The sequence below is a fragment of the Microbacterium sp. genome, from assembly GCF_031988965.1.
Lineage (GTDB): Bacteria > Actinomycetota > Actinomycetes > Actinomycetales > Microbacteriaceae > Microbacterium.
The window spans coordinates 1-16145 of record NZ_DALZXX010000064.1 but is presented as its reverse complement, the minus strand read 5'-3'; the positions used below and the strand labels follow the sequence as shown (position 1 = coordinate 16145).

15 protein-coding genes and 1 pseudogene are annotated in these 16145 nt (G+C 68.3%); 7 read left to right on the top strand and 9 right to left on the bottom strand.

Annotated elements, in window-relative coordinates:
• The 4 genes from RTM68_RS11480 to RTM68_RS11465 form a co-directional block, all read right to left on the bottom strand.
• On the bottom strand, window positions 1-1282 hold a 1282-nt coding region (locus RTM68_RS11480; protein WP_312170954.1), incomplete at its 3' end, for a Gfo/Idh/MocA family oxidoreductase.
• A complete protein-coding gene (locus RTM68_RS11475) occupies window positions 1279-2190 on the bottom strand; it encodes a carbohydrate ABC transporter permease (protein ID WP_312170952.1) in 912 nt (303 codons plus the stop codon). The genes RTM68_RS11475 and RTM68_RS11480, both read right to left, overlap by 4 nt.
• On the bottom strand, window positions 2183-3106 hold the full coding sequence (locus RTM68_RS11470) for a sugar ABC transporter permease (protein ID WP_312170956.1): 924 nt from the start codon (window positions 3104-3106) through the stop codon (window positions 2183-2185). The genes RTM68_RS11475 and RTM68_RS11470 overlap by 8 nt, the downstream gene beginning before the upstream one ends.
• Before the next feature lie 107 nt (window positions 3107-3213).
• Window positions 3214-4524 (bottom strand): extracellular solute-binding protein, encoded by a 1311-nt coding sequence (locus RTM68_RS11465; RefSeq protein WP_312170950.1) that lies wholly within the window; start codon window positions 4522-4524, stop codon window positions 3214-3216.
• A 193-nt stretch (window positions 4525-4717) separates the two neighbouring features.
• On the opposite strand from RTM68_RS11465, the gene RTM68_RS11460 reads away from it, so the two are divergent.
• The 3 genes and pseudogenes from RTM68_RS11460 (at window position 4718) to RTM68_RS11450 (ending at window position 7851) form a co-directional block, all read left to right on the top strand.
• Complete coding sequence (locus RTM68_RS11460; RefSeq protein WP_312170947.1) at window positions 4718-5461, top strand: alpha/beta fold hydrolase; 744 nt, start codon at window positions 4718-4720, stop codon at window positions 5459-5461.
• Between the two features lie 39 nt (window positions 5462-5500).
• A pseudogene (locus tag RTM68_RS11455) lies at window positions 5501-7530 on the top strand (glycosyl hydrolase family 95 catalytic domain-containing protein); the annotation flags it as partial.
• Between the two features lie 54 nt (window positions 7531-7584).
• On the top strand, window positions 7585-7851 hold the full coding sequence (locus RTM68_RS11450; protein WP_312170943.1) for a glycoside hydrolase family 95-like protein: 267 nt from the start codon (window positions 7585-7587) through the stop codon (window positions 7849-7851).
• Here the strand turns inward: RTM68_RS11450 and RTM68_RS11445 are convergent.
• Complete coding sequence (locus RTM68_RS11445; protein WP_312170941.1) at window positions 7832-8446, bottom strand: TetR/AcrR family transcriptional regulator; 615 nt, start codon at window positions 8444-8446, stop codon at window positions 7832-7834. The two genes, RTM68_RS11450 and RTM68_RS11445, sit on opposite strands and share 20 nt — an antisense overlap.
• 88 nt (window positions 8447-8534) lie before the next feature.
• On the opposite strand from RTM68_RS11445, the gene RTM68_RS11440 reads away from it, so the two are divergent.
• Complete coding sequence (locus tag RTM68_RS11440) at window positions 8535-9803, top strand: MFS transporter (protein ID WP_312170939.1); 1269 nt, start codon at window positions 8535-8537, stop codon at window positions 9801-9803.
• A gap of 58 nt (window positions 9804-9861) precedes the next feature.
• Window positions 9862-10302, top strand: a complete 441-nt coding sequence (arfB, locus tag RTM68_RS11435) for an alternative ribosome rescue aminoacyl-tRNA hydrolase ArfB (protein WP_312170937.1) — start codon at window positions 9862-9864, stop codon at window positions 10300-10302.
• A 22-nt stretch (window positions 10303-10324) separates the two neighbouring features.
• On the opposite strand, the gene RTM68_RS11430 is transcribed toward arfB, so the two are convergent.
• On the bottom strand, window positions 10325-12397 hold the full coding sequence (locus RTM68_RS11430) for a DUF2156 domain-containing protein (RefSeq protein WP_312170934.1): 2073 nt from the start codon (window positions 12395-12397) through the stop codon (window positions 10325-10327).
• Between the two features lie 4 nt (window positions 12398-12401).
• Window positions 12402-13154, bottom strand: coding sequence for a hypothetical protein (locus RTM68_RS11425; RefSeq protein WP_312170931.1), 753 nt, complete (start codon window positions 13152-13154; stop codon window positions 12402-12404).
• A gap of 105 nt (window positions 13155-13259) precedes the next feature.
• Here RTM68_RS11425 and RTM68_RS11420 point away from each other — a divergent pair, with 105 nt between their 5' ends.
• Window positions 13260-14333, top strand: a complete 1074-nt coding sequence (locus tag RTM68_RS11420) for a PQQ-dependent sugar dehydrogenase (protein WP_312170928.1) — start codon at window positions 13260-13262, stop codon at window positions 14331-14333.
• A gap of 52 nt (window positions 14334-14385) precedes the next feature.
• Here RTM68_RS11420 and RTM68_RS11415 read toward each other — a convergent pair whose 3' ends face one another.
• Both RTM68_RS11415 and RTM68_RS11410 read right to left on the bottom strand, forming a co-directional pair.
• Window positions 14386-15048 carry a thioredoxin domain-containing protein gene (locus RTM68_RS11415; protein ID WP_312170925.1) on the bottom strand — a complete coding sequence of 221 codons (663 nt, stop codon included), beginning with the start codon at window positions 15046-15048 and terminating at the stop codon, window positions 14386-14388.
• Window positions 15049-15129: 81 nt separating this feature from the next.
• Entirely contained in the window at window positions 15130-15555 is a 426-nt protein-coding gene (locus RTM68_RS11410) for a hypothetical protein (protein ID WP_312170922.1), read from the bottom strand.
• A gap of 99 nt (window positions 15556-15654) precedes the next feature.
• Between RTM68_RS11410 and RTM68_RS11405 the strand changes: the two genes are divergently transcribed.
• Window positions 15655-16008, top strand: a complete 354-nt coding sequence (locus RTM68_RS11405) for a PLD nuclease N-terminal domain-containing protein (protein ID WP_194765086.1) — start codon at window positions 15655-15657, stop codon at window positions 16006-16008.
• Window positions 16009-16145: the final 137 nt, after the last annotated feature.

Sequence of the window (16145 nt, the reverse complement as noted above, 5' to 3'; positions counted from 1 at the left end):
CGATGACGCTGCGGCCCCCGTCGAGGTAGCCCGCCTGTCGGCGGAGCGGATCGACGCCGACGCCGCGGAAGACGTCGTCGAGGAGCACGGCGTCGCCGCCGCCGTGAGCTCCCGTGCCCTCGGGGATCGGGATGACCTGAGGGGCCTCCCAGAGCCGCTGCAGCACGACGCGCGACCCGTGCGGTCGAACTCCCTCGGTCTGCGCCGCCTCGTCGTTCTGCGCACTCGGGTCGACCACCGGCGCATCCTTGCCCCGGGCGCCGATGCCGCTCGTGGTGCGGTCAGGAGAGACCCAGCCCCGCTCCACGACATCGAGCTCGATGCGGCCCTCCGTGCCCGTGATCGCGACGCGGTATCCCTCCCAGGGGGAGTGCGCGGTGAGGGTGTACGCGAGCGAGGCTCCGCCCTCGAACCCGACCAGCACGCTCATGTTGTCCTCGATCGAGATGCCGTCCGAGAAGACGTCGCGGTCACGCAGGTAGCCGTCATGCTGCTCGGCGTCGAGGAACAGCGCCGAGAGCTTGCCGTCCGCGGCCAGATCGAGCGCGTAGGGGTCTCCCGGAAGATCACGGCCGAGTTCCGGTCGGGGAGCGAGGCCCCGTCTCTCAGCGTTCTCGCGTCCGTAGAAACGCAGCCCTCCGAGCGCGAACACCGTCGCGGGGGCGTCGTCGATCCACCAGTTGACGAGGTCGAAGTGGTGCGTCGACTTGTGCACGAGGAGGCCGCCGGACTTGTCCTTCTCACGGTGCCAACGGCGGAAGTAGTCGGCACCGTGCACGGTGTCGAGGCACCATTCGAAGTGCACCGAGGTGACCTCGCCGATGCGGCCGTCGGCGATCAGCTGACGCACGAGTGTGTTGCGCGGCGAGTAGCGGTAGTTGAACGTGACGATCAGCTCGCCGGTCGAGCGCTCGGCCGCGTCGACGATGCGACGAAGGCTCGGGGCGTCGACCGTCATGGGCTTCTCGCACACGACGTCGAGTCCGCGGTCGAGACCCGCGACGATGTAGTCCGCGTGCGTGAAGTCGGGCGAGGTGACGACGAGGACGTCGGGCTTCTCAGTGGCCACCATGCGCTCGAAGTCGTCGGCCGCGTAGGTCGCGATGGCGTCGGCGCCGAGCGAGTGCGCGATGTCGGCGTAGTACGCGGTGCGCGACTCGTTCACGTCGACGAGCGCGACGACCTCGCCGAGATCGGCATGCGTCGTCAGCAGAGCCCGGAGGTACATCTCCGAGCGTCCGCCCGTTCCGATGATCGCGTAGCGTCTGGAGGTCGGAGTCATTTCATTCCCGTCGTGGCGATGCCGTTGATCAGATAGCGCTGACCGATGAAGAAGAAGGCGATGACCGGCAGCAGCGAGACCACCGACATGGCGAACATCGGACCCCATGAGCTCGCGCCGCTCGACGAGATGAACTCGCGGAGCGCGAGCGGCACCGTGTACAGCGCCGGGTCGGTCAGATAGAGGAGCGGTCCGAAGAAGTCTCCCCAACTGGCGATGAACGTGAAGATCGCGATCGTCGCCATGGCCGGGACGGTGAGCGGCATGATCACGTTCCAGTACGTGCGGAACGCTCCCGCGCCGTCGATCTTCGCGGCATCCTGCAGCTCCATCGGAAGCGAGCGCATGAACTGCACCATGAGGAAGATGTAGAACGCGTTGGTCGCGAAGAACGCGGGCACGAACAGCGGCAGGTAGGTGTTCACCCATCCCAGCTGCGCGAAGATGATGTACTGCGGAATCAGCACGACCTGTCCGGGCAGCAGCATCGTGCCGAGCATGAGTGCGAAGAGGAACTTGCGTCCGCGGAATTGCAGGCGGGCGAAGGCGTACGCGGCGAGCGAGCAGGACAGCAGGTTGCCGACGATGTTCAGCACCGCCAGCAGCAGCGAGTTCAGGATGTAGACGTGGAACGGCTGCGACAGCGCCGTCCACCCCGCCGAGTAGTTGTCGGGGAAGAAGTTCGCGGGGATCAGGCCCACGTCGCTGAACACCTCGGTGCTCGGCTTGAACGATGCCGACAGCATCCACAGCAGCGGATACAGCATGACGAGGCCGAGCCCGACGAGGATCACGTGTCGGATGAACCGGGTGCCCGTGGTTCCGGTGCGCTCCTCGCGGTAGGACTCGCCGCCGAAGCGCTTCGTGAGCCCGCGCATCCCGGTGCGGATGATCGTGGTGTCAGTCATCGTAGAAAACCCAATACTTCGAGACGAGGAAGTTGATCGCTGTGAAGAGCGCGATCACCATGAACATGACCCAGGCCATCGCCGAGGCGTAACCCATGTCGAATCGCTGGAACCCCTGCTGGTACAGGTAGAGGTTGAAGAACAGCGTGGAGTCCGCCGGACCGCCGGTGCCGCCGCTGAAGACGTATCCCTGGGTGAAGACCTGCAGCGCTCCGATGAGTCCGAGAACCAGGTTGAAGAAGATCACCGGGCTCAGCAGCGGAAGCGTGATCGAGCGGAACTGGCGCCAGACGTTCGCGCCGTCGACGGATGCCGCCTCGTAGTACATCTGCGGGATCTGTCGAAGACCGGCGAGGAAGATCACCATCGAGCCGCCGAACCCCCAGATGCTGAGGGTCACGAGGGTCACGAGGGCCCAGTCGGGGTCGGTGACCCACCCTGGCCCCTGGATGCCGAACAGTGCGAGGAACTTGTTGACGATGCCGTCGTAGCCGAAGATCGAGCGCCACAGCATCACGACCGCCACACTGCCGCCGATCAGCGAGGGCAGGTAGAACACGCTGCGGTAGATCGGCAGACCGCGGACGCCCTTGTTCAGGAGCACCGCGATCGCGAGGGCGGCGATCAGAGCGAGAGGAACCGACACGAAGGTGTAGACGAGGGTGACGCGCGCCGACGTGGCGATCTTCGGATCCTCGAACAGCCGCACGAAGTTGTCGAGGCCGATGAACTTCGGCGGCTGCAGCAGGCTGTAGTCGGTGAACGCGAGGTACAGCGACGCGCCGAACGGGATGACCGTGAACAGCATGCCGATGATCCACGGCAGCAGGAAGAGGTAGGCCACAGGCCCGTCTCCCCGCTGACGACGGCGCTTCTTCGGCGACTGGATGCGCTCGGCCTCTTCGACCAGGTCCATCGTGCCGACGCCGGCTTTGACGATCGTGGGAGCACTCACGCGATCATCTCCTTTCCTTCTGGTGACGAGGACCGGATGCGCGGCATCCGGTCCTCGTCGGGTCTGCGTCAGCCCGCCTGAGCGAGAAGAGCGGTGGCTTCGCTGATGAACCGCTTCGCGGCATCCGCGGGTGCGGTGCGACCGAAGGCGACCTCGGTCGTGATGGATCCCAGCAGCTCGTTGACCGGCTGCGCCCCCGGAGGCTCCGGCACCTGCGGGTCGAGGTTCTCGGTCACGAGGTCGGCGACGTAGGTCACGAACGCGCTCTGCGACGGGGTCAGATCCTCGGCGACCTCGCGGGCGACGGTCTCGTTGATGGGCACGCCGAGGAAGGTTCCGCGCGCGTCGTACGAGTCGGGGTCGTTGGTGAGGAAGTCGATCAGCTCAGCCGTCTCCTCGGGGTGCTTGGTGGTGGCCGGAGCCGCCCACAGCAGCGTCGGCGTCACGGCCATTCCCGGCCGCTCGCCCTCGGTCTCGCCGGGGAGGCGGAGGAGTGCGACGGACTCGTCGCCCAGAACCGTGGCGTACGAGGGCAGACCGTTCGCAGGGATCACGGTGGTCGAGATGAGGCCCGTGCTCAGCGGCGACTCCTCAGGGGAGAACGCGCCGGTCATGTCGATGGTGCCGGCCGGCGGGAAGGCCTGGTCGTCGAGGAACTCGGTGTTCATCTCGAACCACTTCTCGACGGTCTTCTCGCTGACGCCGAGCTCGCCGTCCTCGGTATAGACGTCTTCACCGTTCTGTCGCACCCAGGTCGAGAAGGTCGGTCCCCACGACATCTCGATGTTGGACCCGAAGGTCGCGCCGCCGGATGCCTCGGTCACCGACTGGGACCAGGCATCGAAATCCTCCCAGGTCCAGGCGCGGTCGTCGGGAAGCTCGATACCCAGCTCGGAGAGCCTGGCGACGTTCGCTGCGAGGCCGATCGCCGTCGACCCCGTCGGGATGGAGAACACCTCCCCGTCAGCGGTGGTGTTGGCCTCGAGCATGCTCTGGTCGATCGCGTCGAAATCGAACTGCTCGGAGTACGCGGAGAGATCCAGGAGGGCGTTGCGGGCGGTGTACTCGCCCATCTGCTGCCCGACGAGGAACATCACGTCCGGTGGGCTGCCCGCGGCGAACTTGGTGTTGAGCTTGTCCTGGTACCCGCCGACGTCGGAGTACTCGAACTTCACGGTGACACCGGGGTTCTTCTCCTCGAAGACGTCGAGCACCTCCTCGTACATCTTCGCCTCATCGGCGTTGGCCCAGGCCATGACCGTGAGCGTGATGTCGCCGTCGGCGCTGCCGGTCGAGCCCGAGCATCCGCTCAGGGCGAGCCCGGCGACCGCTGCGATCGCGACCGTGCCGAGGACTCGGCGGTTGCTGTGTGTCGTCATTGACCTACCTCATCTGTGAGTGGGGGACCGCGTGGCGGTCCTGTCATAGTAACCGGTTTCCCGAGGACTGCGAGTCATGCTACGTCATCTCGCCACCGATGCGAAAGCGTTTTCCCAGAATTGATTCCCGGGATGAGTAACCGGTTTCCTGATACGCTCATCCCATCGCGTCCACATCGCACGAAGGAGAGCCGTGGAACCTCGCACCGCCGCGTTCACACCCGAGGGAGATCTCGTCCGCTGGATCGAGCTCCCCGGAGAGGGCGACCCGGTCGTCTACGTCCACGGACTCGGCTGCCACGGCGCCGCGACCTGGGCGGCATCCGCGGTTCGTCTCGGTCGTCGCGCGATCATCCTCGATCTTCCGGGGCACGGGCGCAGCGACCGCCCGGCGTCTTTCGCCTACTCGCTGCCCGACCTCGCAGAGGCCGTCGCGAGGGTGATCGAGGCGGTATCCGATCGGCCCCTCGACGTGGTCTCGCACAGCCTGGGTGGCTCGGCGGCGATCGTGCTCGCCGCAGCGCATCCTGAGTTGGTCTCCCGCAGCGTTCTGGTGGAGCCGGGGATCGATGTGCACCCCGTACTCCCGGGCGATCTCGGAGCGTGGACCGATGACCAGGTCGTCGCAGGAGGGTGGGATGAGCTGCTGGCCGCCGAGGTGCCGTGGCGCAGAGCCGATGTCCGTCTCGCCGATCCGCTGGCGATCGTGCGCAGCGCCCGACACATCTCTGCCGGACTCGACGGCGGTCTGCCGCGGCTGATCGCGGATTCGTCGGTGCCCACGACGCTCGTGCGGAGTCCGCTGCGCACCTACACGGCGGCGCCGGCCTTCGAATCCGCGCTGGTCGATCAGATCGTGATCTCGGATGCCGGGCACTTCGTGATGCTCGACCAGCCCGAGGCCTTCGACGGAGCCCTCCGTGCGGCGCTCGCCTGAGAGGCCCTGCGCACCGACAGAGACCCTGAGGAGACGGCAATGAAGCTCACCTATTCCACCCCTGCCACGCGGTGGACCGAGGCGCTGCCGCTCGGCAACGGGCGTCTCGGCGCCATGGCGTTCGGGGGCACGACCGTCGACCGCTTCCAGATCAACGACGACACCTGCTGGACCGGCTCGCCGGTCACTGCGCACGGCACGATGGCCGATCGCCGGGACGGACCCGAGATCCTCGCGCGTGTTCGAGACGCGCTCGCAGACGGCGACCACGCGGCGGCGACGGCGGCCGAGCAGCTTCTGCAGTCCGGGTGGAGCCAGGCGTATCAGCCCGTGGTCGACATCCTGTGGTCGACCGAGGGTGGTGCTCCCGATCGCATCGGCGACGGCTCCGAGGGAGCTGAGCCCTTTCGGTACGAACGGAGTCTCGACATCGCCGAGGCCGTGGCCGAGACGAGCTGGGAGGTCGATGGCCGTCGTGTCGCGCAGCGCGCCTGGGTGAGTGCGCCCGACGGCGTGCTGGTGATCGACCGTCGCAGCGATCGCGGCGGCCTGTCGGGGCGCATCGCCGTGGAGACCGTGCACACCGAGATCTCCCGGACGGTCTCGGTCGACGAGCTGTCTCTCGCCCTGCGGCTGCCGTCCGATGTGCGCCGAGGCGTGCCCAAGTCGGAGGATCTCGTGCGCGACCTCGCCCCGGGCGCATCTGTCACGGCCCATGTGAGGATGCGGATCGTCCACGACGGGCGATCCGACGGCGACCTGATGTTCCACGACGCCTCGCGGGTGCTGATCGTCGTGTCGACGGCGACCGACGTGGTCGACGGGCGCACACCCCTGCACGGAGAGATCGACGTTCTCGCGCGGGCGACCGGGGCCGTCGTCGATGCGGCTGTCGCGCGGGGCGTCGATGAGCTGCATGCCCGCCACATCGACGATCACCGATCGCTCTACGATCGCATGACCCTCGACCTCGGTGACACCGAGCCGCGGGTCGATGTCGCAGACCTTCTCGAGCGCACCGCCGAGACCGGCGACGACCGCAGGCTCGCCGCGCTCGTCTTCGCCTACGGCCGGTACCTCACGATCGCCGCGTCCCGTCCCGGCAGTCGGCCGATGAATCTGCAGGGCATCTGGAACGAGAACCCCCTGCCGCCGTGGCGGTGCAACTACACGACCAATATCAATCTCGAGATGAACTACTGGCCGACCGAAGCGGTGAATCTGGCGGAGTGCCACACCCCGTTGCTCGACTGGCTCGAAGATCTGGCCGAGAGCGGGACCCGCACGGCGCGCCAGCTGTACGGGATGCGGGGGTGGACCGTGCATCACAACTCGGATGTCTGGGGCTTCTCCGTCCCGGTGGGCGACGGGGCGTTCGACCCCGTCTGGTCCATGTGGCCGATGGGTGGCGCGTGGCTGGCCCGTCACGTCTGGGAGCGGTGGCAGTTCGGGCAGGACGCCGATGAGCTCCGCGACCGCGGCTGGCCGCTGATGGCCGGGGCTGCCGCCTTCGTGCTGGACTGGCTCGTCGAGATCACGCCCGGCGTCTGGGGTACATCTCCGTCGACCTCTCCGGAGAACAAGTTCTCCGTCGGCGACGTGACCACCGGCCTCACGGTCTCGACCACGGCCGATCTCGCGATGATCCGCGACCTCTTCAGCGCGTGTCTGGATGCAGCGACCGTGCTCGGCATCCATGATGACCTGACCGAGCGGATCGCTGGAATGCTTCCGACCCTGCCTGCGGAGCGCATCCTCCCCGACGGCACGATCTCGGAGTGGTGGGATGACGTCGCGGATGCCGAGCCGGGGCACCGTCACCAGTCGCACCTGTACGGAGCCATGCCGGGCGAGAGCATCCTGCCCTGGGCGCACCCCGAGTCGGCGGAAGCCGCGGGCCGCAGTCTCGACGCGCGTGGTCGGTTCACCACCGTGTCGGGCTTCGTGCGCGCCTGCGGCAGGGTGAGGCGGCGCATCGCGCGCTCGCCGACTTCCTCGCCCCGGTGGCCGACCCCGACAATCCGGGGCCCTCCGGAGCTGCAGGGCTCTACCGCAACCTGTTCTGCGCGCATCCCCCGTTCCAGATCGACGGCAACTTCGGCGTCACCGCCGCGATTCTGGAGATGATCGTGCAGTCGCACGCGGGGCGGATCGCGCTTCTGCCGTCGCTGCCCGAGGCGTGGCCGAGCGGCAGCGTCACGGGCGCACGGGTGCGCGGCGGCGGCGAGATCGGCATCCGCTGGGTCGATGGTGCGCTGGTCTCTGCGTCGCTGCGGAGTGAACCGGGGCGGGTCTTCCTCGTCGAGCGGGAGGGGGCTCTCGAGCGGTGCGTGATCCCCGAGAGCGGTGTCCTCGAGATCGCGGGAGCTTCTATCCCGCGTGCGCGGTGAGCGCCGCCTCGACCGGAGCCCACCCGTTCTCGAGCACCGCGAACCCGGCCTCGAGGATGCCGAGCTGGTCGTCGTTCTCGTTGACGAGCAGCTGCATCTGCAGCACGAAGCGCGAGTACACGCGGATCTCGGCGGTGGGGTCGTCGAGCCCGAGCTCGTCGGCGATCGCCTCGGCGAGTGCATCCTCGTGGCGGAGCCACATCTTCGCGGCGTAGTCGCGCAGGGCCGGCGTCTCGTTGAGGAAGCGCACGAAGATGCGGGTGACGTCGTTGCCGTGCTCGTCGATGTTGGCGCCGACCTCGGCCGTGTAGAAGTCGCGGATCGCGCGGTTGATCGTCACGCCCTCCGCGCGACCGCGCACGGCGGAGACGAGGCGATCGCGCTGCTCGTCGTCTTCGTCGAACACGAGCGCCTCCTTCTGGGGGAAGTGCGCGAACACCGTGGTGGGGGAGACGTCGGCGGCATCCGCCACCTCCCGGATGCTGACGTTGTCGAAACCCCGCTCCAGGAACATCATCGTCGCGACGTCGGAGATCGCCTTGCGGGTCGCCGCCTTCTTGCGTTCACGGCGTCCGAGGGGTGCGGTGTTCGTCATGACTCCAGCGTATCGCGCACTTGATACAAAACTGGCTTGACAACAAAACTGGTATTGATACAGTTTCGGAGTGACATCACCTAACCCCATGCTCGCGCGCAGCGAAAAGCGCGCCTGGATCATGCTCATCGTGCTGACGATGCTCACCGTCATCGGTATGACCGTCGTGCTCCCCGTCCTTCCGTTCGTCGTGCTGCAGTACGTCTCGCACGAGGGCGACCTCGCGATCTGGGTCGGCGTGCTCGAAGCGATCAACGGCCTCTGCGCCTTCCTGGTCGCCCCGTTCCTCGGCCGTCTGTCCGACCGCTTCGGTCGGCGACCCGTCATCATCGCCGCCGCGTTCGGCGCGGCATTCGCCATGACGCTGTTCGGCATCGGCGGCGCGATCTGGGTTCTCGTGCTCGCGCGGGTGATCCAGGGCCTCACGGCCGGCGACCTGCCGGCGCTCTTCGCCTATCTCGCCGACATCACACCTCCTGAGAAGCGTGCGCAGCGGTTCGGTCTGCTCGGGGCGCTCTCGGGCATCGGCATGATGATCGGGCCGGCCGTCGGCGGTCTCCTCGCCGCCGTGAGCCTGCAGCTCCCGGTCTTCCTCACCGCTGCCGTCGGGCTCGTCATCGCGATCCTCAGCATCTTCCTGCTCCCCGAGAGCCTGAAGCCCGAGAACCGCATCGCGCGGATCCGCGTGCGCGAGATCCAGCCCTTCGCCGTCTTCAGGAACGCGTTCGCACGCACGGAGCTTCGGGGGCTCATGATCGGCTTCGGTCTGCTCGCGCTGCCGTTCGGCTTCTTCGTCAACAACTTCAGCGTGCTCGCCCTCGACTCGATCCAGTGGGGTCCCACGCAGATCGGTCTGCTCACGGCGGCCGTCGGCATCATCGACATCCTCATCCAGGGCGTGCTGCTCGGCATCCTGCTCCCTCGCATCGGCGAGCGCGGCGTGATCGTGAGCGGCATCATCGCCCAGATGATCGGGCTGATCGGACTCGCGGTCGTCGCCTCGATCTTCGCCCAGCCGTGGGTCTTCATCGTCGGCGCGCTCATGCTCGCCGCCGGACAGGGCGCCTCGACCGCGGCTCTCGACGGAGCCATGTCGAATGCGGTCGGCGACGACGAGCAGGGCTGGCTGGGTGGAGCGACCCAGTCGCTGAACGCGGCCATGGGCACGGCTGCGCCGCTCATCGCGGGCGCGTTGTACGCCACGGTCAGCCACGCGGCGCCCTACTGGCTGGGCGCTGCGCTCATGGTGGTGGCGGCGATCGTGGTCAGCCGCGCGCACATCGCGAACACCGCGAAACGTGACCACGGCGAGAGTGCGGAAGACGCTGAGCCCGCGCTCGCCCACGCCGACAGCTGAGCCCGTCCCGCACGAGCGGCCTGAGTCCGCCGATCCCGGAGCGCGGGATGATGGATGCATGCCCACGCCCCATCGTCCCGGTCTCCGGGTCTCGGCGAACCTCACGATTCCCGAGTCCGAGCTGTCGTGGCGCTTCTCGCGCTCGTCGGGGCCGGGTGGGCAGGGTGTGAACACGGCCGATTCCCGAGTGGAGCTCGTGTGGGATGCCGCGCAGAGCGCCGCGCTCTCGCCGCATCAGCGCGAGAGGATCCTCGATCGACTCGCGGGACGACTGGTGAACGGCGTGCTGACCATCGCGGCATCCGAGCACCGGGCGCAACTGCGCAATCGTGACGCCGCACGCGAACGACTCATGACTCTCGTCGCCGAGGCGCTCCGACCGCCGGCGCCGCAGCGCCGAGCGACGAAGCCGAGCCGCGGGTCGAAGGAGCGGCGACTCTCCGCGAAGAAGCGCCGCACCGACGTGAAGCAGATGCGCAAACCGCCGCGCGACGGCTAACACGACCGATGCGGACGGCGGGTCAGTCCTTCGTGCCGCGCACCAGCTCGAGACCGGCCCCCGCGAACTGCCGCAGTGTCGCATCCGGCAGGAACGCCCGGGTGAGTGCGGTGCCGATCGCGGCGAGGTCACTCTCGTCGCGGAACAGCAGGTACATGGTCTCGTAGCGCGGGTGGAACTTCTGCTTGAAGCGGTGCAGCGAGCCGAAGCCGTAGACCGGTTCGAGGGCATCGGCGAGGCGGTCGCTGAGAGCCGCGATCATGCCCGCGTCCGGCGGATAGTCGTGGGCGAGGGGAGCGCCCGACAGCGACATGATCTCGGCACCCTCCTCCGAGAACTGTCGGGCCGATGACCCGATCAGATACTCCATGACCGGCGCGAAGCCGCCGTCGCGACGCCGCATCAGGTCGAGGGTCCATCCGCGGATGCCGCCGCCGTCGCCGTACACGGGCATCCACGACAGGAACCCGTCGACGTCGCCGTTCGGCGCGAGGGCGAGGGCGAGCCGCACCTCGGGGTCTTCCGCCTCGTCCAGGGTCCCGAGCGTGAACCGCATCTCGGGCAGGTCCTTGTCGCCGACCCAGGCTTCCGAGATCGCACGCAGCTGCTGTCGCACGCCCCACGGCTCGTCGGCCAGCCGGGTCATCCGGAACGTCATGTCTTCGCGACCCGCACGATTGAGCGAGCTGCGCACCGAGTTCCAGCGCTTCCCGGTGAACTCGAGCCCGGGCAGATCGACGATCGTGTCGTCTGCGACGACCAGACTCCGCCAGCCCTCCGGCACCGCATCCCGGGTCGCGTCGTCGGCGCTGAAGAAGCACGGAACGAGCCCGGCCAGCTCGGCGGTGCGGATGAACTCCGCGACGGCGTCGGCGCGCGCATCCGCGGGGCCGATCGGATCCGCGAGCGCCAGCGCGACACCGGCCCGGCGCTGGTACGCGACGATGCCGTCGGCGGTGCGCGCATAGCTGTTGCCGTCCCAGGTCGTCATCCACGACAGCGTGCCGCCGCCGTGAGCGCGCAGCGCGCTCTTCACATCGTCGACGGTGGGCGCGGGCTGGATGCCGAGGAGCGACTTGCGCTTCGCCCGGAACGCGCGGCGCACCGCGATCATGTACGCGAGCATGATCACCCACAGGAATCCGTTGGCGAGGGCGAGCTCGGTCTCGCCGTCCCAGCGCAGATCGATGTCGGCCTGCGAGAAGACGGTGATGAGGATCAGCACCAGTGCGGCGATCAGGATGTTGAACAGCCCGAGCAGGATCACCAGCACCCACGACCAGCGGCGCCCCCGTCGGAGGCCGGTGATCAGCACGGCGATCACGACCAGATCGATGGCCAGATCGATGAACCCGCCGGAAGCGGGTTCGGTGGGCCCGAACGGTCCGTCCGTGGCGACGAGCGTCGTGATGATCTCGACGGCACCCAGCACCAGCAGGGCGACCACGGCGATGAGGCGCTGCTCGCGCACGGTGGTCCGCTGCACGCGCAGGGTGCGGTCGGCGAACTGGATCAGCAGCACGGCGAGCAGGTGCTCGAGGTCGGCGACCGCGCCCCAGAACAGCATCGCGATGAACACGAATCCGAGCAGCACGAGCCAGCCGCGCACTCGCCACGGCGGACGGAAGAGGCCCACGGCCGCGGCGATGCACGCCATGGTTCCGCCGGATGCGCCGACGTCGAGCGCCTGGGCCTCGGCCTGCGCCCACGCCCACGGCAATTGCGACGCGAAGGCGAGCAGCAGCGCCGTCGCGAACATCGCGAACAGCTGGCCGATCCAGTAGTACGCGAGGGCGACGCGGCTTCCCCGACGGAACTCGAGATAGGCCATTCCCCAGAACCCCGAGATCGTGAAGAGATAGACCCAGGGCGCGTTCACGAAGAAGGTGCCGGTGAGGGGAGTCCACCACTTGCCGTCGAGGAAGTTCGGCAGCCCGTATGCGACGGTCTCGAACAGCGGTGTGTCTTCGAACGGACGCCACAGTCCCTGCCACGCCACGCCAACGATCAGGATGAGCAGCACCATGGTCAGCGTCGCCGGGATCCGCCGCACGACGGCGAGAACGGGATGCGCGGGGGTTCGCGTCTCGGTCATGCGCTCAGCGTAGCGAGGACCCCGCGCCGCGTGGAGTACGCCGTCGTGGCGTGTGGTGGCTCCACGCCCAGCGGAATCCCACCCCGCCGAAGATCATGAAGCCCGCTGCGAAGAGCACACCGGCGACGATCCCGCACCCGATCGCCCAGTCGAACGCGCCGTCGCCGGCGATGATCGCCGAACCGACCAGCAACCCTGTGACGCACGCGTTCACGACGATCAGCAGCATCACCGAGCTGCCGAGCAGGATGCTGACGCTGCGCGGCCGCAGGAACGAATAGGTGCGCTTCATGCCGTCCGCGTCGTCGTACGGCGATGCGAGGAACACGTCGGCCACCGCCGGGTCGAGGTCGACGTACGCGCCGCGGATGCGGTTCATCGCGACGACGTACATCATGTCCTCCTCCGACACGTTCATCACTCGCACCTGGGTCATGAAGCCGATGAGGCTGAGGAACGCGAGGATCGCGAGGGATGCTCCGCCGAACCATCCGCCGAAGTCGGAGGCCTGCCCGAGAAGTCCGATCGTCACGAGCCCTGCCGACACGAGCGTCAGGAAGATCGTGATCCGGGTGAGCACCTCGCTCTGCGCGGTGCTGCGAGCGGCGAGCAGGCCCCAGTGCTCGGTGGCGAGCAGCTGCGCGCGGCGGCCCAGCACCGCATCCGATTCGCTCGTCGGCGGTGCGACCTCATCGTCGGATGCCGGTGCCGAGCCCTCGTGCGGCACGGGCAGCTCCAGGGAGGAGCCCTCGCTCATATCGGTATTGTGCACCCGGCGGAGGGGCCGGCGATACGGGATCCGAGGGCAGCCGATCTGCGGTGCGTGATTCCGCTCAGTCCCGATACCGCCTTGAATGGAGTCATGCCCGACGACTCCCGCCTCCGCTCCACGACCGCGGTACGACGTGCGGCGGTCGCGCTCGCCGCGGCATCCGCGTCCGTCCTCCTGCTGGTGTCGTGCACTGCCGAGCCGACCACGACGTCCGTTCCCGCGCCGGAGTCGTTCGTCGAGGGGCTCGACGTGCCCTGGTCGATCGCGTTCCACGACGGCGTGGCTCTGGTCAGCGAGCGTGACACGGCGCGGGTGCTCGAAGTCGCCGACGACGGCGAGACGCGCGAGATCGGCGTGATCGACGATGTCGAACCCCGCGGCGAGGGCGGCCTGCTCGGGCTCGCGGTGCACGACGGCGAGCTGTACACCTACTTCACCGCGACGGACGAGAACCGCGTCGAGCGACGGGATATCCGCGGAGAGGCCGGTGATCTGTCGCTCGGGGAGCCGACCGTCGTGATCGACGGCATTCCCGCGGCGGGGAATCACAACGGCGGACGCATCGCCTTCGGTCCGGACGGGATGCTGTACGTCACGACCGGCGATGCGGGCGATCGCGACAGCGCCCAGGATCTGGATGCGATCGCCGGCAAGATCCTGCGCCTCACACCCGAGGGGGAGGTCCCGGCCGACAATCCGTTCGACGGCTCGCCCGTGTACAGCTACGGTCACCGGAACCCGCAGGGCATCGCCTGGGCTGCCGACGGTGCGATGTACGCGAGTGAGTTCGGACAGGACACCTGGGACGAGCTCAACGTGATCGAAGCCGGGGGCAACTACGGCTGGCCCGAGGTCGAAGGCATCGCCGGTGACGACGACTACATCGACCCCGTGCAGCAGTGGTCGCCCGACGACGCGAGCCCGAGCGGCATCGCGGTCACGGGGTCCGACATCGTCATCGCGAACCTCCGCGGCGAGCGCCTGCGCACCGTGCCTCTCGACGATCTGTCAGAGAGCGCCGAGCAGTTCGTCGGTGAGTACGGTCGTCTGCGCGACGTCGTGGTGGGTCCCGGAGGCGCGTTCTGGATGCTCACGAACAACACCGACGGGCGCGGAAGCCCCGCTGACGGCGACGACCGCATCCTGATCCTCGGCCGCGACTGAGCTGCGCGGCCTGACACGCGCGTCGCCGCGCGAGGCCCACCGATCGCGGGTCTCAGCTCCCGGCGCCCGACACGGCTGTCTCGATCGCCGCCTCCAGGTCGCCCCAGGCCTCGAGCACCACGGGTTCGCCGTCGATGAAGAAGCTCGGGGTGCTGCTCACGCCGAGCGTCTCGCCGTCGCTCTTGTCGGCCTGCACGCGTGCGAGGGTGGCGGGGTCGGCAACGGCCGCGTCGTATGCCTCCATGTCGAGCCCGAGATCCTCGGCGAATCCGCGGAACACCTCCGGAGTCTCCTCGGACCTCTCGCCCCACTGTGCCTGCGTCTCGAACAGCCGGTGGTACATGTCCTCGAACCGGTCCTGCTGCGCTGCGGCCTCGGCGGCGAGAGCGGCCTGGGTCGAGTTGATGTGTCCGGGCAGCGGGAAGTACCGCACGACGTAGGTGATGTCGCCGGCGTACTGCTCGCGCAGGTCTTCGACGATCGGGTAGAACGCGCCGCAGGCCTCGCATTCGAAGTCGAGGAACTCGACGACCGTCACGGCATCCGGCCCGCCCTCGTCGAGCACGTGCGAGTCGGTGCGCACGGTCTGCAGCTTCTCGCCCTCGGGCGGAGCGGTCACGGTCGTGCTCTGCGACATGGCGTACAGGATGCCGACGATCGCGAGGACGACAGCGGCGGCGATGGCGATCAGGGTCGCCTTGACGGGGGTCTTCATGGGGTTCTCCAGCGGTGTGATTCAGGCAGGGGTGAGGATGCCGCAGTGCGGCCGGGGTCGCCGCGAGGCGGCGTGCCTGAGTCAGGTGCGGGAGAGTGAGAGCTGGGTGAGCGTGAGGGCGGGCACCCGGCGGTGCGGGCCGGCGCGGGGCGGAGCGGATGCCGTCGACCTGCCGTTCGTCACCACGAAGCGCGCGTCGCGGTCGAAGCGCAGAATCAGCAGCACCAGCAGGATGCCGCAGAGCACGCCGATCGCGGCGAGGCCCGTGTCCGACGACATCACGTCCACGACGGTCGAGTCGCCGTCGTGATGACCCGAGGAAGATGCCCCGGATGCCGCCGACACTCCGGGTGCGAGGCACAGGGTCGCGTGCGCGTCCCCCTTGCCGTGCGATGTCGACCACGCTCCGATGACCAGCAGCAGGGCCAGCCCGAGGGCGAGGGCGATCCGGAGGATCAGCATCCGCTCGGTGCCGTGCGGGCGCAGGCGCATCGAGGGATCGGTCATGGTCCGCGCAGTCTAACAATCGGGTGTCGGAAAGCGATCTCAGCCCTCTCCGGGCCGCTCGACCGATCCGCCCCGCGCACACCCGCCTACACTGGAGGTGTGGCGAGACTGTTGATCGTAGGCGGCTTCCTGGCCGCCATCTTCTGGGTGTACAGCATCGTCGACTGCGCCGTGCAGCCGTCGACGCGGCACCGCGGCGTGCGCAAAGCCGTCTGGGTCGCGATCGTCGTGCTCATCCCGGTCATCGGCGGCATCCTCTGGTTCGTCATCGGCCGCCGTCGTGCGAACGACCCGGGCGACGCCATCCGCGTCACCGGCCCCGACGACGACCCGACGTTCCTGCGCACCATCAGCAAGAGCGAACAGGATGCCCGCATCCGTCGCCTCGAAGAGGAGCTCGCCCGCCTCGAAGACGAGACCGACGACGGCGCCGCGCCGGACCCGCGTCCGTGACGGCATCGCCCGCTGCGGAGTCTCCCGCGACGGATGCCGCAGCATCCCTCATCGCCGACCTCATCGCGCACGGCGTGCGTGATCTCGTGCTCTCACCCGGATCCCGCTCGCAGGCCCTCGCGCTCGCCGCGGTGCAC

What these genes read in the sequence shown, in the direction of transcription:
- RTM68_RS11475 (WP_312170952.1), bottom strand. Translation starts at nt 2,190, where the DNA reads ATGACTGACACCACGATCATCCGCACCGGGATGCGCGGGCTCACGAAG.
- RTM68_RS11415 (WP_312170925.1), bottom strand. Translation starts at nt 15,048, where the DNA reads ATGAAGACCCCCGTCAAGGCGACCCTGATCGCCATCGCCGCCGCTGTC.
- RTM68_RS11470 (WP_312170956.1), bottom strand. Translation starts at nt 3,106, where the DNA reads ATGGACCTGGTCGAAGAGGCCGAGCGCATCCAGTCGCCGAAGAAGCGC.
- RTM68_RS11410 (WP_312170922.1), bottom strand. Translation starts at nt 15,555, where the DNA reads ATGACCGATCCCTCGATGCGCCTGCGCCCGCACGGCACCGAGCGGATG.
- RTM68_RS11430 (WP_312170934.1), bottom strand. Translation starts at nt 12,397, where the DNA reads ATGACCGAGACGCGAACCCCCGCGCATCCCGTTCTCGCCGTCGTGCGG.
- RTM68_RS11445 (WP_312170941.1), bottom strand. Translation starts at nt 8,446, where the DNA reads ATGACGAACACCGCACCCCTCGGACGCCGTGAACGCAAGAAGGCGGCG.
- RTM68_RS11465 (WP_312170950.1), bottom strand. Translation starts at nt 4,524, where the DNA reads ATGACGACACACAGCAACCGCCGAGTCCTCGGCACGGTCGCGATCGCA.
- RTM68_RS11450 (WP_312170943.1), top strand. Translation starts at nt 7,585, where the DNA reads ATGATCGTGCAGTCGCACGCGGGGCGGATCGCGCTTCTGCCGTCGCTG.
- RTM68_RS11420 (WP_312170928.1), top strand. Translation starts at nt 13,260, where the DNA reads ATGCCCGACGACTCCCGCCTCCGCTCCACGACCGCGGTACGACGTGCG.
- arfB (WP_312170937.1), top strand. Translation starts at nt 9,862, where the DNA reads ATGCCCACGCCCCATCGTCCCGGTCTCCGGGTCTCGGCGAACCTCACG.
- RTM68_RS11425 (WP_312170931.1), bottom strand. Translation starts at nt 13,154, where the DNA reads ATGAGCGAGGGCTCCTCCCTGGAGCTGCCCGTGCCGCACGAGGGCTCG.
- RTM68_RS11440 (WP_312170939.1), top strand. Translation starts at nt 8,535, where the DNA reads ATGCTCGCGCGCAGCGAAAAGCGCGCCTGGATCATGCTCATCGTGCTG.